19 protein-coding genes and 1 other annotated feature are annotated in these 21469 nt (G+C 34.4%); of the genes, 6 read left to right on the forward strand and 13 right to left on the reverse strand.

What is annotated here, in order from left to right:
• Positions 1–191 precede the first annotated feature (191 nt).
• The 4 genes from SCI76_RS26820 to SCI76_RS26835 all read right to left on the reverse strand — a co-directional run bounded on the left by SCI76_RS26820 (position 192) and on the right by SCI76_RS26835 (position 5359).
• A complete protein-coding gene (locus SCI76_RS26820) occupies positions 192–1292 on the reverse strand; it encodes a GerAB/ArcD/ProY family transporter (RefSeq protein ID WP_407545291.1) in 1101 nt (366 codons plus the stop codon).
• Between the two features lie 94 nt (positions 1293–1386).
• The gene (locus tag SCI76_RS26825; protein ID WP_407545292.1) at positions 1387–2496 is read right to left on the reverse strand and encodes a GerAB/ArcD/ProY family transporter; all 1110 of its coding nucleotides are present in this window, start codon (positions 2494–2496) and stop codon (positions 1387–1389) included.
• A 21-nt stretch (positions 2497–2517) separates the two neighbouring features.
• Positions 2518–3747: a Ger(x)C family spore germination protein gene (locus SCI76_RS26830; protein ID WP_407545293.1), complete on the reverse strand. Its 1230-nt coding sequence runs from the start codon at positions 3745–3747 to the stop codon at positions 2518–2520.
• Positions 3737–5359: a spore germination protein gene (locus SCI76_RS26835; RefSeq protein WP_407545294.1), complete on the reverse strand. Its 1623-nt coding sequence runs from the start codon at positions 5357–5359 to the stop codon at positions 3737–3739. The genes SCI76_RS26830 and SCI76_RS26835 overlap by 11 nt, the downstream gene beginning before the upstream one ends.
• 132 nt (positions 5360–5491) lie before the next feature.
• Here SCI76_RS26835 and SCI76_RS26840 point away from each other — a divergent pair, with 132 nt between their 5' ends.
• Complete coding sequence (locus tag SCI76_RS26840) at positions 5492–5716, forward strand: hypothetical protein (protein WP_407545295.1); 225 nt, start codon at positions 5492–5494, stop codon at positions 5714–5716.
• Positions 5717–5756: 40 nt separating this feature from the next.
• Here SCI76_RS26840 and SCI76_RS26845 read toward each other — a convergent pair whose 3' ends face one another.
• The 4 genes from SCI76_RS26845 to SCI76_RS26860 all read right to left on the reverse strand — a co-directional run bounded on the left by SCI76_RS26845 (position 5757) and on the right by SCI76_RS26860 (position 10034).
• A complete protein-coding gene (locus SCI76_RS26845; protein WP_407545296.1) occupies positions 5757–6533 on the reverse strand; it encodes a hypothetical protein in 777 nt (258 codons plus the stop codon).
• A 169-nt stretch (positions 6534–6702) separates the two neighbouring features.
• Entirely contained in the window at positions 6703–7851 is a 1149-nt protein-coding gene (locus tag SCI76_RS26850) for a tyrosine-type recombinase/integrase (protein WP_407545297.1), read from the reverse strand.
• Positions 7852–8528: 677 nt separating this feature from the next.
• Entirely contained in the window at positions 8529–8669 is a 141-nt protein-coding gene (locus tag SCI76_RS26855) for a hypothetical protein (protein WP_407545298.1), read from the reverse strand.
• Between the two features lie 417 nt (positions 8670–9086).
• Positions 9087–10034, reverse strand: coding sequence for a substrate-binding domain-containing protein (locus SCI76_RS26860; protein ID WP_407545320.1), 948 nt, complete (start codon positions 10032–10034; stop codon positions 9087–9089).
• Between the two features lie 341 nt (positions 10035–10375).
• Between SCI76_RS26860 and SCI76_RS26865 the strand changes: the two genes are divergently transcribed.
• The 3 genes from SCI76_RS26865 (at position 10376) to modB (ending at position 12458) form a co-directional block, all read left to right on the forward strand.
• Positions 10376–10720 carry a DUF2294 domain-containing protein gene (locus SCI76_RS26865; protein WP_407545299.1) on the forward strand — a complete coding sequence of 115 codons (345 nt, stop codon included), beginning with the start codon at positions 10376–10378 and terminating at the stop codon, positions 10718–10720.
• Between the two features lie 256 nt (positions 10721–10976).
• Complete coding sequence (modA, locus tag SCI76_RS26870) at positions 10977–11795, forward strand: molybdate ABC transporter substrate-binding protein (protein ID WP_407545300.1); 819 nt, start codon at positions 10977–10979, stop codon at positions 11793–11795.
• 6 nt (positions 11796–11801) lie between these two features.
• Positions 11802–12458, forward strand: coding sequence for a molybdate ABC transporter permease subunit (gene modB, locus SCI76_RS26875; protein ID WP_407545301.1), 657 nt, complete (start codon positions 11802–11804; stop codon positions 12456–12458).
• A 612-nt stretch (positions 12459–13070) separates the two neighbouring features.
• Here modB and SCI76_RS26880 read toward each other — a convergent pair.
• From SCI76_RS26880 to SCI76_RS26895, 4 genes are all read right to left on the reverse strand, one after another.
• Positions 13071–13721 carry an MOSC domain-containing protein gene (locus SCI76_RS26880; RefSeq protein ID WP_407545302.1) on the reverse strand — a complete coding sequence of 217 codons (651 nt, stop codon included), beginning with the start codon at positions 13719–13721 and terminating at the stop codon, positions 13071–13073.
• Between the two features lie 40 nt (positions 13722–13761).
• Positions 13762–14943, reverse strand: a complete 1182-nt coding sequence (locus SCI76_RS26885) for a CynX/NimT family MFS transporter (RefSeq protein WP_407545303.1) — start codon at positions 14941–14943, stop codon at positions 13762–13764.
• A gap of 59 nt (positions 14944–15002) precedes the next feature.
• Complete coding sequence (locus tag SCI76_RS26890; protein ID WP_407545304.1) at positions 15003–15683, reverse strand: FadR/GntR family transcriptional regulator; 681 nt, start codon at positions 15681–15683, stop codon at positions 15003–15005.
• Positions 15684–15795: 112 nt separating this feature from the next.
• Positions 15796–16440 (reverse strand): DUF7010 family protein, encoded by a 645-nt coding sequence (locus SCI76_RS26895; protein ID WP_407545305.1) that lies wholly within the window; start codon positions 16438–16440, stop codon positions 15796–15798.
• 221 nt (positions 16441–16661) lie between these two features.
• Here SCI76_RS26895 and SCI76_RS26900 point away from each other — a divergent pair.
• A protein-coding gene (locus SCI76_RS26900; RefSeq protein ID WP_407545306.1) for an IS3 family transposase occupies positions 16662–18010 on the forward strand; the annotation gives its coding sequence in 2 pieces (ribosomal slippage) (positions 16662–17106 and positions 17106–18010; 1350 coding nt in all).
• Positions 18011–18250: 240 nt separating this feature from the next.
• Positions 18251–18466, forward strand: a binding site (T-box leader).
• 43 nt (positions 18467–18509) lie between these two features.
• Positions 18510–19886, forward strand: a complete 1377-nt coding sequence (locus SCI76_RS26905) for an amino acid permease (RefSeq protein WP_407545307.1) — start codon at positions 18510–18512, stop codon at positions 19884–19886.
• 109 nt (positions 19887–19995) lie between these two features.
• Here the strand turns inward: SCI76_RS26905 and SCI76_RS26910 are convergent, their stop codons facing one another.
• Positions 19996–21429, reverse strand: coding sequence for a sodium:alanine symporter family protein (locus SCI76_RS26910; protein ID WP_048018741.1), 1434 nt, complete (start codon positions 21427–21429; stop codon positions 19996–19998).
• Positions 21430–21469: the final 40 nt, after the last annotated feature.

Consider the following 21469-nt stretch of genomic DNA (forward strand, 5'->3'; position numbering starts at 1 on the left):
TAAAGTACGCATATCCACTTAGCAAAATAGATACTGTCACAATGCAAGCAAGAGGAAATAGAATTGTATTAATAAAATGATCATAGAGCCAAGTATACAGAAGAAACACCTCTCATGGTTAGAATTCGTTCTTATAATCACTATTTTGTAATTATTGATTTTTTGTAATGAAAAATCAGTAAACAAATCTGTTATGCTTTCTGTTTCTTTCTATTTTTCAAGAATGCAACTAGAAAAAGTAGAACCGGAATAATTGCTAGTAGAGGAATATGTACAATAAACATTGCCATCTTTAATCCTTCATGGTTATGTTCTTGAACATTGCTAGCAATAGTAATTGACAAAAAGAGAATAATTAGCCCAAACGGGTACGATAACCTTGAAGGCGACTTCACATGAAATAAATTAGCTGCTCCTATTACAGCTGCATAAAATAACAAGCAGATTTTAAAGAAAATAGTGATAATTAAACCAAGCATAAAAAATACATCAAGTCGTTCTAAGAAATCGGCTACCTGGATACTTTCAACTGTACTAAGAAGAGGGAATTGGGAACGTGCAGTTAGAGTAACACCGAGCACACTAATATTAATGAGCATCGTAATAACCAAATTAATTCCACTTAACCCGGTTGCACATAACATAGTCACTTTTGCCTTCTTAGGATTGTTCAAATAAGGCAAAATCATCGTAATTACAATAACTTCAGTAAATGGGAAATATAAAGTTTGCGTAAATACCACTTTTAAGACCGGTGATAACCCATTTTCCAAAATAGGCTGTAAATTTTTAAAATCAATTAATCCAGAAGATACAATTAGAATGAATCCACCAATTGCAAGAACATACATAAATATAAAAAGTAGCTCTCCTGATCGAGCAATGACCTCAATGCCTTTTCTAACGGTGTAAATGATGACAAGAATTAATAGGGCGTTTGCGATAAATAAAGGTGTGTCTGGATAAGCAAAAGTCAACAGCATTTCACCAAAATCACGTAAAACCCTTGAAGCATCGTACATAAAGTAAAGAATGTAAACGAAGGCTAATATGCTTCCTAATACTTTCCCTAAAATTTTACGCATGTATTCGGTAGGCAAGATATCTGGGTAATAGAGATAAAGCCTGTGGTAGACGAGTAGTAAAACGAAGCTGACTAACATTCCAACCAAAATTGCGAGCCACGCATCCTGTTTTGCATCAATTGCAAGAGGTACTAATAAAGCACTTCCAAGCTCGAATAGGACCATTAAGATAAAAAGCTGACTAGCGCTAATTTTTGCTTTTTCCATCTACTTAGCCTCCTTTTATTACTGATTGTTTTGTAACAAATAATAAATTCTCTATAAAAGTAACAATAGTCTAAAAATCCTCTTTTTAAGCTAATTAAATACTTTTTCCCTTTTGCTGATTCCTATTTTTAAAAAAAGCCACCAAAAGAAGAATAAGAGGAATTATGATAAAGAGAGGAATATGCAGAACAGTTTTAACTATATGTAACCCCTCATGAAGATGTTCTTGAACATTGCTTGCAATTGTAATAGATAAAAATAAAACAATAATACCTAAAGGATATGAAAGCCTTGAAGGTGAGTTAATTTTAAATAAATTGGCTGTACCAATGGTAGCTGCATAAAATAACACAGTAATTTTAATGAAAATGCCTATGATCATGCCAACCATGAAAAATACATCAAGCCGTTCTAAGAAATTTGCTACTTGAATGCTTTCAACTGTACTAAGAAGTGGAAATTCCGAACGTTCGGTCAGGTTAACACCCAGTACACTGACATTAATAAGCATTGTAATAGCTAAATTGATTCCACTTAACCCAGTTGCACATAGCATTGTCACTTTTGCTTTTTTGGTATCATTTAAGTACGGTAAAATCATCGTAAATACAACGGCTTCAGTAAAAGGAAAATATAGCGTTTCAGACAATGCAACTTTTAATGGGTTTAACAACCCTTCTTCCAAAATAGGTTGTAGATTCTTAATTTCAATTAATCCAGAAGTTACAATTAAAATAAACCCAGAAACTGCGAGTACATACATAAAGATAAAAAGTAATTCTCCTGATCGAGCTACAACCTCAATTCCTTTTCTGACGGTATAAATAATCACAAGCATTAATAGAGAGTTCGCAATGAATAGAGGTGTGTCTGGATAAGCAAACGTTAATAGCATCTCACCAAAATCACGTAAAACTCTTGAGGCATCATACATAAAATAAAGAACGTAAACAAATGCAAGTACAGTACCGATCACTTTTCCTAAGATTTTTTGCATATATTCTGTAGGTAAAAGGGTTGGGTAATAGTTATAAAGTTTATGATAAGCTAAAAATAAAATAAGACTTCCCAACATTCCAAGCAAGATTGCAAGCCATGCGTCCTGTTTAGCTCCGATAGCAAGAGGTACTAGTAAAGCGCTCCCTAATTCAAATAGGACCATCAAAATAAAGAGCTGAATGGCACTAATTTTTGCTTTTTCCACTTAACTGGTACCTCCTTTTCTTTATTTTTGATTTTCTTTTACGCCGGAAAGGAAAGACTTATTTCGCAAGCCAGCTCGACGTATGTAGGCTTCAACTGTAATATCCACGTCTAACTTTGGAAAGTACACATCATTCCATTCTTTTTTAAATTTCTTAAATTGATTTGGCCTAGTACGATGAATTGCCTCTCCAAATCCTAAGATATCTGTTCTATTTTTTTGAGCACGTTCAATAGCTATTCTTAGATCCTTTTCAATTTTTTTTCTCACGGATTGTTCCATTTTTTTAATAACCTTTGGATTCGTAATATCAACAGGTACTTCCATATCACCAATATCTCCTTCAACACGTGTATGAACAGAAATATGAGGTTGGCCATTCTTTACTTGGGCAGAGATACTTGTTTTTTGTCGTACAGATTGATAAGCAATAGCTTCTTTCTTTCCTTTCCAATCAATATTAATATCGGTGCCTTGAATTTTATCAAGAATCCATACTGTTCCTATTGCTGGTTTTCCATATAACCAATCCACTAATTTTCCCTGCTTTAAAACAGCAATGCCTGAAGCACGAAGGGTTGCTTCTGGTGCACTTTCCTGAAGGTTATCTAGCTTTTGTGCTTGCTGATGATTACCAACCAGACGAAATCCTGATACAACTGTTCCTCTTCCAGGAGATTCAAGACTCTTCATCACCTCTTGGAGTGATGTCTTTACATTCTCTCCCCATTTTCTTTGCGTAAATTCTAAGGTTTTTAGTATCTTATTTGCTGGAATTTTATCAACTGGGGTTAACGTTTTAACAATATCAGCTGCGGTTGAATGGTTGGCAATCACAAGAGTTGACGTATTCCGAAACTCTGGATCTCGATCCAGGCCGTCAATTAATGTATCGATGCCATCTTCTTTAGCCAGTTTTTCTCCAACTACAACCAAGTTTGTATGAGCATAATACAATCGCCGAGAAATCCTTCCTGAAGCTCGTCTACTTGCTTCCACTAGATTGTCTCCTGAAGCTGAATAGATAGTAATGGGAGGGCTTTGTGTGCCTCCTCCTCCTCCTTGCATACCCCCAGCCACATTGCCCGGGTTGATAATTTGGAGCGTTATGTGATACCTTCCATCTTTTGCTTTATCAATACCCAAAGCTGCGACAATAGCAAGGTCTGTTAATTCTTTTTTACTCCAGCAACTTGTGAGTAATAAAGTTATTGTTACTATTATTAAAAGAAAAATCCCTTTACGCTTCATCGTTGTCACCCTCTTCAAAATCACGATTTACCATGCCACGAGATGTAGGAGGACGAGGTTGTTGATTTTCAGCTTCTCTAATCGTGTTAGCAGTAACTAATCGAGGTCTCTGTCTCAGCGTCCACCACGGCATCCTTACAACAGTGTCTCCATTGTTCACAAGAATAAAGGGAGCAAACGGGGACATATAGGGAATTCCAAATGATCTTAGACTGCATAAATGGACAACCATCATTAGGAGACATAAAATAATGCCATAGAAACCAAATGTTGCTGCGCCAATCATAAACATAAAACGAATTAAGCGAGCTGAGATAGCCATATTAAAAGAAGGTGTAGCAAAACTTGCAATGGCTGTAATGGATACGATAATAACCATTGCAGGTGAAACAATACTTGCTTGAACAGCTGCTTGACCAATTACAAGGGCTCCAACAATAGAAACTGCTGAACCAATAGCTTTAGGTAAACGTATCCCTGCCTCCCGTAAAATCTCAAAAGTTAATTCCATGAGTAGAGCTTCCACGAACGCAGGGAATGGGACAGCCTCTCTTTGTGCTGCAATTGCTACAATGAGCGTTGTTGGCACCATTTCTTGGTGAAAGGTTGTAACCGCAACATATGTAGCTGGCGCGATAAGCGAAATCATGAACATAAAAATACGCAAAAACCGAATGGAAGTTGCAATGTCAAATCGCGCATAATAATCTTCAGCCGATTGGAAAAATTGTATAAATACAGCTGGCGCAATGAGTACAAAGGGAGTTCCGTCCACGAATATAGCAATTCTTCCTTCTAACAAGTTCCCTGCTACAACGTCAGGTCTTTCCGTATTGTATACAGTTGGAAAAGGAGTGGCTGTTTGATCCTCTATTAGTTGTTCAATGTATCCAGATTCCAAAATGCTATCGATATCAATTTTCTGTAATCGTTGACGAACTTCACTAACGATTTTATCGTTAGCAATGCCATGTATGTACATGAATGTTACATCTGTCTTTGTTACACGCCCAACTTTTAAAGACTCCATCCATAAATCTGGAGTTTTAATAATACGACGTACCATAGCAGTATTGGTGCCAAGAGATTCTGTGAAAGCTTCCTTTGGTCCTCGTACTACCATCTCGGTAGTAGATTCTGTAATAGAACGTTTCTCTCCACCTGCTGTGCTAGCACTCAATGCTTGATTTACTCCATCTACTAAGATAAGTGTATCTCCAGCCATTAAAGAGGAAAATAGATCATCTGAATTAGTGATTGAAGTTATGTTTCCAACTGTCATTATATCTTCAGAAAGTAGGCCCATCGCATTGTATTGATTAATTTCTTCCTTATGGTTATCTTTCATCATAGATTGAAGTATATATGCTTGAATCGACTGGTTGTCTACAATTCCTTCTATGTAAACAATCGCCGTATTAATATCAGCTTTGCCGCCTAATTTTATTTCACGAATAATGACATCTGAACTTTTTCCAGTTTTCTGTTTAATCATATTAAGGTTATTTGATAATGAAACTTCTAGCTGTTCTTTTTGATGATTAGCAGTTTGATGCTCTTCATCCTGTGGTCGTTTCTTTTCTTGTTTGCGACTTTTAAAAAACGAAGACATAAATTTAAGCACCCTTCTTTAAGTTTTTATTACTTTAACCATATAAGAGTTTTTTATGTAAAAATTAACAATAAATATGTACGTATCGTCGTAGAAGAAATAGTAGAACCTATTAAATGGATCGTGATAGATATGAAAATTCTAGGTATTAGTGTTTTAATGATGGGATGCTTAATGGGCTTTTCTTTAGGGATTGATATTAGTCAAGGATTTGATGTTTCTCAGGCGCTTTACAATGCTATCAGTCCTTTTAGAGTAATGGAATTAGCTGAATTATTCGTTCTCTTTTTTCTTCTTTTTCTCTTTTTTACTGAGTCTTTATATCTTTTTATAAAGAGGAAGAATCAAAGAAATTAAACATATATTCATCAATCATTATTTTCAATGGGTTCTTTTATTAATTGAGATCTACATAGAACAGTTCATTCTTATCATTGCTTAGTTGGGTTTTTATCCATTCCTTCACGTTGTTCATTCTAGAATCGAATGCCATTTGAAAGAGACCAGTTAACTGAAAATCAGTAAAATCCATTCCTTTTAATTGGAGAAAAGCCTCGTCGTATGAAGAGAAATGCAGTTGTTTGAATAAAAAATAGTCCATAGCCTCTCGAATATATTCTTCATTTTTCCAACAGTTCATAGGAACATGGGCGAATTGCCAAGGCCTGAAGACACCGGGATAAATTGCTTCAACTATTTGAAAAGGAGAGTAACCTAAAAGGGCAAAGGCACCACCTAAACCATGCTGTTTAAAAAAATGGAAATTAACCTTAAAGGGTACTTCTTCCATGGAGAGTTTCAACTTATCCTCTATTACATATTTTACTGCCTCAACAGCTCGTCTTTCACCTTCTTCTCCGTTCCAATATTTATCAGGAGCTTGTTGAAATTGCCAAGGTTTAAATTTTCCAGGGTAAGCATTATCAATAACTTCATAATAATTCCAACCATATAGCATAGCAGGTGGTCTTAGACGATGAGACCATAATGTATTTGCGGTTACTTGAGAAGGAATTTCATCGATTGGGACTGTTAAGTGTTGCTCAAGTAAATAACATGTCACATAACGCATATATTTTTTTCCTTCATCACCTACAAAGAAATAATTCGGAAAACGTTTTCTTCTCTTGGTTAGAACATCTTGGTAAATTTTAATGACTTGTTCTTTATTCACTACTGAAAGCTCCTTTTAAGAGAGTTTATTTTTATTATTATGCATAATAATATGAGTTATATACAGATCGGTTTAAAACCGGATAAGATACATACCAGAAAGACAAGAAGAGCTACTGGAAAAAATCAGTAGCTCTTCTTTAAGATATATTGTCAACTCGCAATAATAGTTAAAAATCTTGTTCCTTCCACATCAGCCCAATTTCTTGTTCACGCTGCAAAACCTTCTCTAGATACCGTTCCGTTGTTTTACGGTCACTATGACCAAGCTCCTTTTGAATTAAAAAGATGTCGGCACCCTGCTGCCTACTATAGATGGCATAAAAATGACGAAAGTAATGAGGGGTAATTCTGTCAGTACGTTCTTTTACAAATGGTAAATCTGTTCGTTCAATAATACGTACAATATAATTACTTAGGTTTTTGTATTGATAATAGTCTCCATCTTTGGCTGGAAATAAGGGGCCTTGATCACTTGTGTTTAATGCTGTACCGACATGACGTCGGTCTCGAAAAGCGAGAATGCGTTCGTATAGCGATGGATGAAGTAACTTATCAAATTTCTTTCCACCCTTCCCTACGCCTCTTAGTCGATAATGGCCACTTAAACTGTCTAGATATACATCCCCCCACGAAGCTCTAGCTATTTCCTGTACACGCAATCCTGTCATGGCCAACATCGTTAATAATCCATAGTTAATCGGATGATTTTTATAGTAGTCTAGGATTTGCTTAACTTCATGGTAATACAAATCACGGTTTGGAATTTCTTGCTCAGATAGTGACGTGCTTAAGATTTCTTTATGTAAGGGATGTTGAATATACCCCGTTTCATGTAGCCATTTCATAAAACTTTTTAAAATCGTCATTTTCGCGTCTAAAGTTGCAGGTGAATAAGGTTTCCCCCCCTTACCTAACAACGCGGAACTTAAATACGTCTGATAGTTTCGTATATGCCAAGGACGTAGGTTTTTTAAAATATTTTCTTCTATATAATCGTCTACATCTTGGCGTAAGAACGATTCACTTTCTACAGCATAACGATAAAACTGCAGCAGTATCCGTACGTATTCGGTTTTGGTATTTTCTTTTCGTTCTCGATCCTTTCGAATATGCTTTCGTTGGTGGACATAGTAGTACATCATTTCTTCGTCCGTAAAATCATTGAACATCTCTTCGTTTTTTCGCTGGTGATGCTCATTTCTTTCTTCTAAGGCATCATAATACGTATTATCCAGCATCAATGAAACTATTTTATTGAAATCCCCTTTTCTTTCCCTTACTTCTGTTCCTATGTGTACTAACGAGAAATCTTGCATAAAACCTCTCCTTTCGTAAATCATGTCTTCTTATTTATAGATCTTCATTGTATAGAAATAGTTTCTTCTCTATGTGAGGGTTAAAGTTATATTTATATGTATATAGATAGTTAAAAACTTTTACCATGTAATAATAATATTACATACAAAATTCAAATTACTAATTGTTTTAAATAAATGCTTAATGTTTTTATAATTAAGTATTTATTTAAACTTATTTATTATACTTATTACTTATTAATTGTAACCTATTTAAAAGTAAAAGTGTAAACTTACTTTTTATATAAATAGTTTAATATTTATATCTTTTGTAGAAAAATGATCTATTTGTCGTCACCTAAAGTAAATAGTAAAACTTAAATTTTAATAACATACTTTATACATTTACTTCTTTAAATGATATAAATTTAATATTTGATTGGATTTGCAATTACTTTATTTAATTCTTATTAAATATAAATCATTATAAAATTTATATTTAATAAGAATGTTTTTAATAATTTATTTAAAGTTAAGAATATATAATAGCCAGTTATACGAAGTAGAGATATTCGCTTTTTAACACAATGAACGTGTAGACGAAATACAAATAGGCGACTTGTTCCTTCTATTAAGAAAGGTCAAGTCACCTACACTCTTTTTCATCCATCATCATTAATCCTTTCAACGCTTAAAATTTATTGATTTACATGTTCCTTTTCTAATTCATTTACTGCATTCTCCTGGCACTCATTGATAAATAGATAGGTAAGGTACGAATGTAGGTCAAATCGTTCTTCTTTAATAAATGTAGAAAAACCCTGTTTATGTTCGCTCAATCGTTTTACCCCCTTTGTTCCAGCTCTTATTTTTCATTATTGCCTAACTAGCAATCTCTTATACATACAAATTAACAACGTATTCTGTAGATAAGCTATTTTTATCTTGTACGGGCCCCGCCTACGCCATATACAGTGACAGCCACGCTTGCTATCCAACCTAAATATCATTATATATGAAAACGCTTACAAAATAAATACAATAGATAGAATATTCTAATTGAAAAAGCATTTTAAAGGAAATATGAAAAAAATTTATAAATAGATAATAAATCAACAGATTAAACTGAGATTAAAGTAGTTGTATGAACTTAAAGGAAAAAGCATCTTAAACTAAGGTTAAGATGCTTTTTTTAACGTCTCCAATTATAGTTGAGAATTTATCCAATAAAACCTTATCATATTTGTTTTTAGCTATTAATCTGTTTCAAAAATGATTGAGCCCGTTTTTGAAACATCATAGCCTTCAATAGAATGGATTTTTTTCTTAAAATCGTCTAAATTTAAAATTTCGAGTAGGGATTTAATTAATTTACTATTTTGTTCAGATTTCATAACAACTAAGTCATATTGTTCCTTAACTAAAGGGACAAAGTCCACATTTACCATTTTGGCAGCCTTCTCAATTCCCACTCCTACATCTGCTATACCTTGAGCAACCGCGGTAGCAATACTGACATGATTTTTTTCTTCATTTTTATAACCATTAATCTCTTTTGGACTAATACCATGAATCTGTATTTGTTCATCTACTAAGACCCTTGCTCCTGATCCTTTTTCACGATTAATCATGGTCACATTAGGATGAGCTAGATCCTCCCAAGTAGTAATGTCTTTAGGATTTCCAGGCTTTACAAAGAACCCAGCCGACCTGGATACTAAATTTATGACGATATATGTATGACCCGTTAAAATACGTTTAACAAAAGGCAAATTATACTCACCAGTCTCTCCATCAAATAAATGAGAACTAACAATTGTGCATTCTCCATTGTACATGGAAATTAGGCTATTTAAACTGCCATTATAATCTCTTAGTGTTTTAAATCCTTCTGTCTGAATACTATTTGCCAGTATATCTAATGTTAAATCTTGTCCACTGATAATAACAGTATCATTAGGTTGAATATCTGAGATTTTCCCTTCTACTTCAGTAGAATTCACACTTATATTTTTAGAGTTAGTAATATAATTTTCCAAATCACTTGCATCAATTCTATTTTGTCTTCCGACACGATAGGCAGGTAGTTGTCCTTTTTTAATTAGATCGTAAACAGTCAATTTAGACACTCTTAATAGTTTTGCTGTTTCTTCAGTAGTATATGAACGTTGTTCTTTCACAATCTTATCACTCCTTCCTTTTATCATATCTTTTCCAAGAAAAAATTCATATCTTTAAAAAAACAATTTACAAATAATTATAACTATTTATAATTAGATATAACTAATTATAATAAAATTTCGTTATTTCATAAAAATTCATTAATACAATGTGGTAACGGGTTGCTTCATGTCCTTTTTTATTACGTATAGTGAGATGGATGTCTAATAGAAAAATATGTTTGATCCTTAGTCCAGCATAAAATAAATGTGTGTTGAACTCATATCCACACATCTATTTCATGTTGGATTATTTTTTATAAGCCCTGACTGACTCTTATCATCGGCAAGAATTAAATATATTCAACATACAGGAGGTTCTTAGAATGTCGAAAATGATGCAAGAGTTTAATGATGTTATTTATAAAATTCATAAGGAGATTTTAGGGCAAGAATCGAAAAAAATCCAAAGCGTTTTTATTGAAAATATAGCTATCGTAAAGTCATATGGGAGTCTAACGCCAGCTGAAGAATTTATGGCAAAAACACCTCGAGGGGCTGAAATGGTCTGTTGGGCAAAAAAGAAAGTGAACAAAGAGATGTATTCTACAAGCACGAAAAAAGGAATTGAGAAAGTATTAGGAGCGAAGCTAATTCACTTGTTTTCAGATATGAACATAGCTGGAGATCTAGCAATTTTAGTGTTTGTGTTTGATAAAAATATAGTATAAAGGAGCTGTTTTAAATATTATTATCAAAAAATTTTGAAGTTTACTCTACGGGACTAATTACCTCATAATGCTATCCAAAATAGAGTTCTCAATGTACTTGAGTGCTTGCTGATAGAAGGTATGATCATCTCAACCTAACACTTGATCCAACTTTAGCTACAGAATATCCCTGAATATTAAAAACAGTTAACGCATTATAAGTAAATATAGTACGTTATCTTTACATAAATTGAATGTGAATCTAGGAGGAATTATATTGTTTAAAAGGTATTATTTATTTACTAGCATTATGCTGACATTTATCTTATTGTTTGGGTGTTCTAATCCAGAAGCGACTAAAAATACAAACGACAGAAACGATTCAGAGCAAACAGCTTCCAAACAAAAAGTAGAAGTAACCATGTCAGCTGCAGCAAGCTTACAGGATGCTCTAACGAACATTGAAAAAAAATATGAAAACGAGCATAAAAATGTCGACTTAAAGTTTAACTTCGGCGCTTCGGGTGCTTTAAAACAGCAGATTGAACAAGGAGCTCCTGTAGATTTATTCTTTTCTGCTGCAGAAGATAAGTTTGATGAACTTGTTCAAAAAGGTGAAATTCCTAAAAGCCAAGGTGTAGATTTAGTAGGTAACGATTTAGTACTTGTTGTACCAAAGGATACAAAAAAAGACATTAAAGATTTCGCAGATCTATCGACAAAAACGAATAAAATTGCATTAGGAACACCCGATGCAGTACCGGCGGGAAATTATGCGAAACAGACATTGGAAAAATTACATGTATGGAATGATGTAAGTAACAAAATCGTCTATGCAAAAGATGTGCGTCAAGTTCTGTCATATGTGGAAACAGGGAATGTAGATGCAGGTATCGTCTATAAAACAGATGCACTTATTTCAAACAAAGTTAAAATTGTGGCAACAGCTGACGAAGCAACACATGACCCGATTGTCTATCCAGTGGGCGTGATAAAAGATACGAAACATCCAAAAGAAGCAAAAGAATTCTATAAGTACTTACAAGGAAAAGAAGCATTAACGATTCTAAAAGAATATGGATTTGTATCAAAGTAAGAAGGGATGCTTAAGGATTTTTTAGAGCCAGTTCTGTTATCATTAGAAATCTCATTTGCTTCTGGAATACTGGTTATCATTTTGGGGACGCTTGTTGGCTGGCTTATGGTCAAAAAAGAGTTTAAAGGGAAGGTAATTATAGAAACCATCTTCTTACTTCCTCTCGTACTTTCACCAACCGTCATTGGTTTTCTCTTAATTGTTATATTCGGAAAAAACAGTTGGTTAGGACAGCTGATTGAATGGATTTTTCATCAACCGATTCTATTTACATGGTGGGCGGCTGTTATTGCTTCTTCAGTAGTGGCTTTTCCACTTATGTACCAAGCCGCAAAAGCTGGATTTCAGGAAATCGATTCGGATATAGAAGGTGCCGCCTCAGTAGATGGAGCGACTAAATTCCAAGTGTTTATATATATTTCAGTGCCTTTGGCATCAAAAATGTTATTTGCAGGAAGTATCATGAGCTTCGCCAGAGCACTTGGAGAATTTGGAGCGACTTTAATGTTTGCAGGAAATATACCTGGAAGAACTCAAACCTTGCCTACTGCCATATATGTGGCTATTGATTCTGGAAATATGGTTCTGGCTTGGTTATGGGTCGCAACGACAATTCTTATTTCATTTCTTATGTTATTAGTCATACATGCTAAGAGTGAATAAGTGCCTCTTCGATATAAAAAGTCTAGTTAGTACGTTATGGACTTTGTCTAATTGTAGAAGGAAGAGGAAGTAGATTTGTAGTAGCAAGGGAGTATGCTCTTATGAAATAAACATTTGTGTTAGAAAACATAACAAAGATGTAGTCTAATTGTGTAAGTTACTACTATTATGTAATTAGTTGATTGAAAAGTGTAGAAAATCCTTTGTTGACACAGAAGCAGCACCTGATAATACAGGTGCTGCTTTGTTTTCTTATCTAATTTCGTTATCTATGCAGAATAACTGCGTATTTGTCGTCACTGATAAAACCTTAAAAATACACCAAATACTTTAGTGTTTACTTAATGAATTGTGTAGCATAGATGAAACGAAAGGGTTTCTTTTTTCTAAAGAGAATCCATTACACTCTTTATTTTTAAAGTTATATGTATATGAATCTACAAATCTGGACAGACTAATAACGTATTCCCCCTATTCCAATAAATTTGAAAATCCTTTGCATATCAGCAAAGGATTCTTTTTTTGTTTCATAATTTTTGTCTTTTTTAAGATGGATATAAATGTTCCTCGTAATAATCATCACCTTGCGCTGTCAATACTAGGTTGACCACATCATCTAGAGTCATATTGCTTTAGTAGGACTGTTTTTAAACTGTTTGACAATGCATTTACTTGTAGAATTCTATCTAGTTTCTCTTTATTAAACCTGTCTTTAAATTTAACATCGTTAACTAATGATATAGACACCTCATGTGGTTCTTTCTCCAAAAGTATTAACTCGTCTCTTACCGAGACAATTCCTTCTTGAAGGACTCGAAATAGAAATCCTGTATAACCTGTTTCTCTCATTTGAACAACCATATCAGGTACTTCATATTTCGCCGCAAGCTTGTAACAAGGATTTCTAGGTTCGGATACTTGGATAACGGCTTCTCCAAACGTGAACACATCTCCGACATGAGCATTTTCTTCTGTTAATCCTACACTTGTTATATTTTCACCGAACAAAGCTGTTTCAACGGAATTTTTGATAATGTTATTCCAGTATCTATAATAGTCATAGGGATACAAACATAAGGCTTTGTCCACTCCACCATGATCTTTATAGGCCTGTTCATCGCCTGCTAAGCCTAATTTACTTAAGAAGATTGGCTCATTGGTCGCTGTTTTTTTAATTGCTGATTCAAATGTTCGTTTTCCATAAGTAAGAGTTTCGATTTGTCCATAGTTAAGCGATTGAATTTTATATTTACATGCCGCCACTATACGATCTCTCCTTTTCTCTAAATGAATATATCTACTTTTATCCATGTGATAATTCGTTTCGAGTAGCTCGCTCATGCATGAATACAGTGAGTACCAACAAACTAACTGTTAACACAATTAAGATAAAAAATACTTGTGTGTTTGTATGAAAAGTATCGCGTACGATACCAGATAAAACCGGAATAAATCCTCCTAATATATATCCCCCTGATTGCATCATAGCTGTCCATGAGCTTGCTTCTTTTGATGTCTGGGTCTCATTTAAGGGAAGCATAAGAGCTAAAGGAAAAAGTCCTCCAAGTCCTACTCCTAATAAGATCGAAGAGATCCACAGCGTCGTTATGGGATAGACGATAAGTAATAAACCAATTAATACAAATAAGGTACTACTTACAAGCCAAAATGTTCGATTCTTATAGTAATCAGCTAATGTTGGAATAAAGAAGCTAAACGCCATTTGAACAAACGTAAAAACAGTAATAAGTGTACCAGCTTCTTTATTCGTCATGCCCAGATCATGTGCTGTTGGTGCTAGCCATGTTGTAACCGAATAGAAAATACCAGCCTGCAGTCCAAAGAAAAGCGTAAATAGCCAAGCTTTTTTACTTTTTAAAGGTAGTTGATTTTTTTGTGAGCCAGACGCTTGCTGAGCTTTACGTTCCTGTAATATAGGATACCAAACAATAAGAGCAATAATGGCAAGCACACTCCAGCTAGCAAGAGCTAAGCTCCAAGAATTGTGTAACAGATGCTGTAAAGGAACCGTTAACCCTGCACTTAAAGAGGCGCCCGTCCCCATTCCAACTGAGTAAACACCTATCATGGTGCCAATCCTGTTAGGGAATTTCTTTTTTATAAATCCTGATAATAAGGGTCCAGCAATGGCTATACCAATACCTAAAATTAAAGCGCTACTTAAAAGAGCAGATATTGAATGTGCGGCAGCCCTCATACAAGTTGCACCGCCAATAATGACTAGACAAAGAGCAATGACCTTTTCAGCTCCCCATCTCCCTTCAAGCTTTCCTGTAAACAAAGCAAATAATCCCATACATAAAACCGGAATGGCTGTTAGAAAACTAACCGTAAAATTACTCATCCCTAATTGGTGCCGCACCACTTCCAGCACAGGTGATATGGATGTAATACCTATACGTAAATTAATCGAAACTAAAAATAAAGCGATCACATACACATATATTCTCTCTTTTGATTTCATTTCTTTCTCCTTCTGTAATTCAGTATATCATCTGATGTTTAATTTTTAAAAAAAGGAACTTATTTAAGCTCCAAGTTTTGAATGGCATATTCTTTCGCTTTTTCTATATCTTGATTCAAAATAGCCATAAATAATTTTTCATGGATGATGGAATTATCCTTATAATCCACAGTTTTTAAAATTAACTGGCTCAATGTATGTCGCAGTATCGGTACAAATGATTGATATAAATCCAATAAAACCATATTTTTACTTGCTTCTGCAATTGAAAGATGAAACTGAATGTCAGCATCTATATATTCAGCATAGTTACCTTTTTCAAGCTCTTTTTTTCGCTTATCTAAGTGGCCTTTCATCTTTAACAAGTCCTCTTCTGTTCGGCGATTCGCAGCTAATATAGCAACTTGCAGATCCAACATTTCTCGCGCTTCATAAATATGGTCCATGTCTGCATTTTGTAGCCTTTCTTCAAACGAATCTTGTGTGAAGTTTAATGATTTAATCCGCGTTCCTTTTCCTTGTTTAACTTCTAATATATTTGCATGAACGAGAATTTTAACTGCTTCTCGCAATGTAGATCGTCCTACTCCTAGCTCATCCATTAATTGAGGCTCAGCTGGAAGTTGATCCCCAACCTGATACTGACCCGAAAAAATTTTATGCTGAAGCTGTTCCAACACTTCATCGACTAGCTTTCGACGTGGAACTTTAGAAAACGATTGTTTATTATTAATATTCATCTGCTCATCTCCTGTTTGTTTCATATATATAATAAACAAATTCATCTTGTTTAGCAAGAATACGAGTGAATTTTAGTTAACATAATGTCATTTACCGGTAGCGAAAAGCACATTATAATCTTGTAGATACCTTACTATTTTCATCTCCATGCTGAGCTAAGCTAAGTAGCCTAAATCCTTTAAGGCAAACGATTACTCCAGTTCCCCATAATATTAGAGCTGAGCCAAAACCTAGAGATACCCACCATGCCATAATTTGATGATCGCTTATTATTATTTTCACAGGAAAAGTTAACATGATAATAGTTGAAAGTAAGCAAAGAAGTGTGCCCGTAATATAATAAATTGGGACTTGAAACAGAGATGCTAGAGGGAAAAAATGAGCACCGACAATAAGGGCCATAACAGGAACAAACAAATTTAAGTGATTAGTAGATATACAAATAAAATTAGCAATAGCAATCAAGAGACCTTCTAAACTGAAAATAATACCGAACCATCTATTCTTTTTTCTCCAACGATTCCCATCCTTTTTAATTACTTCATTAGTTAATTGACGAGAATTCTTTATTAATGCAATTGCACAGATAAATAATACGACTCCAATCAATAAAGATAGGGTGATAAGTACAGGAAATTCAAACCCTTGCATTCCTCTAATTCCAATTCCTGCCCAAAGAGTGCCGAAAAATGCCATGAAGATAACTCCAGAAGCTGTACCACGCACAGCAGCTCTGGGAATAGTAGTTCGGGACATACATTATAACCTCCTTTTTTATTTCAATCTAAGCTATCCTATTTTTATAATTTATAAACCAATTGTATAACTTATTCTATTGAAACTATCTATGATGAATAAAAATTTGTTTATTGAGCAAACTACGAAAGCTTATCTGTTTGTAGATAAGCTTTTGTATGTTGATTTGAACTGCACCCCAATTGTTAGACAAAAACTAATAATTGGAGGTGCAGTTTTTTATGTCAAAACACACACTTGAAACAAAGTTAAAAGCTGTAGATTTTTACATCAATAAGCAATATTCATATAAAGAAACAGCTGAGTTATATGGTGCGAATACATCAGATGTTATTCAATGGGTGGCATTATTTAAAAAACATGGGAAAGAAGGTTTAGAATCAACGTATACAAAGTACTCTGCCGAGTTTGAAATGGACGTATTAACGTATATTGAAAAAACGGGAGCGTCTATTCGTGAAGCATCTTCTGTATTTAATATCCCTTCATATTCAACGGTTATAAAATGGAGAAGGATCTTTGAAGAACAGGGCATGGACGGCTTGTATGCCAAGACCAGGAGGCCGCCAAAAGTGAAGAAGAATCCGATTAAAAATAATGATTCACAGAAAACAAATGAAGAGCTAGTAAAGGAACTTGAATATTTACGAATGGAAAATGCGTACTTAAAAAAGTTGAACGCCTTAGTACAAACATCAAGGGAATTAAAGAGCGAGAAAAAGCCCAAGTAGTGTTTGAATTAAGGCATGAGTATAAGGTCGTCGACCTTATCAAAGTAGCTAGAATCGCTCGTAGTACGTATTATTATTGGATAAAAGCCTTTAAGCGCCCTGACAAGTATAAAGAAGTTAAAGAAACCATTCATCATATCTTTCATAAACACAAAGGGAGGTATGGTTATCGTCGTATTACGCTAGAATTACACCGTCTAGGCTATCTTATTAATCATAAGACGGTCTGTCGATTGATGAAAGAGCTAGGCTTAAAGTGCCTCGTTCGGCTCAAAAAGTATCGTTCTTATCGTGGGAGAACAGGAAGAATCGCTCCAAATATCCTTAAACGTGATTTTAAAGCATCTAAACCAAATGAAAAATGGGTAACCGATATCACAGAGTTTCACCTATTCGGAGAGAAGCTTTACTTATCGCCTATTTTGGACCTTTTTAATGGGGAAATTATCTCCTACCATATCGACAAGAGACCTGTATTTTCACTGGTCACTACGATGTTACATAAAGCATTTGACTGTTTAAATGAGGGAGACTGCCCTATTCTTCATTCTGATCAAGGATGGCACTACCAAATGACCAAATATCAGCATTTATTGAAGGGAAATAACATTACTCAAAGCATGTCCCGTAAGGGTAACTGTTTAGATAATGCGGTTATTGAAAACTTCTTTGGTCTATTAAAATCAGAGTTACTCTATCTACAAGAATTTGAAAGTATAGAAAAGTTCAAACAGGAATTAGAGGCCTATATCCTATATTACAACCATCTACGAATAAAAGAAAAATTAAAAGGATTGACCCCTGTAGAATACAGAATTCAATCCTCATTAGCTGCCTAAATAACGTGTCTAACTTTTTGGGTTCAGTTCATTCTCGTGCAGTAGTTTTTCTATTTAGATAAGTATATAGTTCAACTATAGTACACATGACTGATTGGAAAATAAATAAGGAAACCTAATAATATATTTATGCAACTCTCAATAACGCTTCTTATAATTTTACATGGAGTAAAATATATATTGACTTTTAATTCTAAACTAACTAAGATGATATACATTACATATGATTTAATTTAATAAACAAAAGCGAAGATAGGACCGTAAGTAACTTTAACCTCCCTGTTATAGAGAGCTGACAATAGGTGGAAGTCAGTACAAAGATTAGAGATGAAATTCACTCCTAGAGCTTCCTCTTCTAAAGTTGTTTTAGAGAGGACGGATAAAACCGTTATGCTAATTGAGAGGTAAGATGTTTTTTACAATATAGGGTGGTACCGCGAAATTTTCGTCCCTGCTGAATGATTCAGCAGGGGCTTTTTTATGTTAAAAGGAGGGCATCATGAAAGAAAATACTGCATCAAAGAATACGTTAAAGAAGCAATTATTACCGCGACACATTCGAATGATTGCTATTGGAGGAATGATTGGAACAGGAATTTTTAAAGGAAGTGCTGATACGATTGGATTAGCAGGACCTTCCGTTATCTTTTCATACTTATTTGCTGGTCTATTGCTTCTCATTGTAATGGGAGCTTTGGCTGAAATGGCCATTGTATACCCATCTCACAATATGAAGGATCTAATTCAAAAAGCTTTTGGGAGGCGTTTTTCTTTTGTAACTGGAGCTACTTATTGCTTTATGTGGCTTACCGTGTGTGTTATTGAAGTCATCGCTGCAGGTAGTTTTCTGCAGTATTGGTTTTCTTCTATTCCTTTATGGATTCTTTGTCTTATTTGTTCCATCGTACTTATCTTAATCAATGCTACAAGTGTAAAGTCTTTTGGAGAAATTGAGTTTTGGTTTGCAGGCATTAAAATCTTTGTTATTATTGCTTTCATTCTATTAGGTGTAATTATTTTATTTGGAATCATTCCAAGTAATAGCCCATCTTCTGAGTACCTTCATAATTATAGCAACTTTGTCCCAAATGGTTGGAAAGCCGTTTTTTCTACCTTGCTTGTAGTGATCTTCTCATATGGAGGCTCAGAACTAATTGGCTTAACTATTACAGAAACGAAAGATGCTGAAAAGGTCTTACCAGGCGTAGTTAAAGGTGTTATGTGGAGAGTAGTTCTATTTTACACCTTACCTATCTTTATTATCTGTGGCTTAATACCTTGGGATAAAATTGATGCAAATGCTAGCCCTTTTGTCCAAGTATTCGAAATAGCCGGGCTTCAAGGGGCTTCTCATGTTATGAACTTTATTTTATTAACAGCTGTCCTTTCAGCAGCCAATTCAGGTATTTATGGCTGTACAAGGATGCTTCATTCTTTATCTCAGTCGGGAGATGCACCTAAAAGCTTGTCCTATGTAAATAAACAAGGCGTACCTATTTACAGTTTGGCTTTCAGCGTCTTATTCTTATTAATGGGAACATACATTGTGTACTTATATCCTGAAAAAGCTTTTTCTTACTTATTAGCTATTCCTGGTTTTACAGTTTCTCTTATATGGATTAGTATTTGCTTAGCTCAGCTAAAGCTACGTCCTCAATATAAACAAAAACCATATTTTAAGCTTTGGGGATTCCCTTATTTAACAATTTTTGCTGCATGTGCATTAGTTATTAGCTTTATAGTCTTTCTAATAGATAGTGCGAATAGATTAAGCTCTACAGTTTGCGTGGCTTTCGTTCTTGTAATGATAATCCTTTCATTATTCAAAAGGGATAACAGATTCACTTCTCGTAAAGCACCAAATGATACAAATTAGATTTTAAATTCTCTAAGAACTTAAATCAAAAAAGCTACTTTAATAAAGTAGCTTTTTTGATTTATAGTTTCTCTATAATGAGTTTACTACTGAAAGTACTCTCAGTAATTTAACTCACAATTTGTTTTTGAGTTTTTTCTTCCTCATTCCAAGCCTCTAATGTTTCACGACCTGGTAAGTGTGAGATACTGTCTGCATGAAATACCGGATCTTTCCCTTGTTTCTTTTGAGCTATATAATCTTTTAATACGGCTTTAGCTACTTTAGATAAGCGAGTAATGGCATATAAATTAATTAGAACCATTAGTCCCATAAAGATATCTGCAAGAGACCAAACTAACTCAGCGCTATATAATGCCCCAAATAGGACCATTAAAATGACTCCAAAACGATAAAATAAGATTGTTTTCTTGCTATGCTTCATAAAGCTAATGTTTGACTCACCATAATAATAGTTCCCCATGATGGTACTCAACGCAAATAAGAAAACAGAAATAGATACGAAAGTTGCCGCAAATCCACCAAGTCCTACACGTAAAGATTCTTGTGTCAATGGAATACCTGTTAACTCAGAGGTTTTATATACACCAGAAACTAATACAATCATCACTGTAGATGAACAGATAACAAATGTATCGATGATAACACCTAAAGCTTGAATAAAGCCCTGTTTTGCTGGATGAGTAACATCAGCTGCAGCTGCAGCATTCGGTGCAGAACCCATTCCTGCTTCATTAGAAAATAATCCTCGACGGATACCCTGAAGTACAGCTGCACCCATTACTCCACTAAATAATTGTTTAAATGAGAATAGCCCCTCCGAAAAGATAGCACTAAATACACTAGGAAGCACGTGATAGTTTGCAATCATAATCCATAACGATAACAGAATATAAGCGCCTGCTTTAATTGGTACTAAAATTGTAGAAAATTTAGCTACGGAATGAACGCCACCAAATATAATAAGAGCTGTAATAACCGTAAGAATGATCCCCGTCATTGTCGTATTTATTCCGAACTCATTGTTAATTGATGCAGCAATCGTATTCGCTTGAACAGCATTAAAGATAAGACCAAAAGACAACGTAATTAAAATACTGAAAGCAATACCTAATTTTCTTTTTCCTAGACCTTTTTCCATATAATAAGCAGGTCCGCCTCGCCAAGCATCTCCGTCTTTCACTTTATAAACTTGGGCTAACGTACTTTCTACAAAAGCTGAAGCTGAGCCAATTAAAGCGATAACCCACATCCAAAATACTGCACCGGGACCTCCTAATGCAACTGCTGTTGCTACTCCAGCGATATTACCTGTACCAATACGAGCAGCCATACCAATCATGAATGCTTGCAAAGAAGACACACTCTTCTTATCTTTATCTTTATTTTTGCGTCCGTCTCCTAATAGACGTACCATTTCAGGTAAGAACTTTATTTGTAAAAAGCCAAATCTAATTGTTAAGAAAAGCCCAATTGCGACCAAAAAGATAACAATCAGTTTGGACCATAAATAATCATTAAGCATTGCAATAAATTCTGTCATATTTTTCTCCTCGTTGTAAAAATTTTTAGACTATAAAGAT

Source organism: Priestia sp. HNGD-A6 (genome assembly GCF_045784335.1).
Taxonomy (GTDB): domain Bacteria; phylum Bacillota; class Bacilli; order Bacillales; family Bacillaceae_H; genus Priestia; species Priestia zanthoxyli.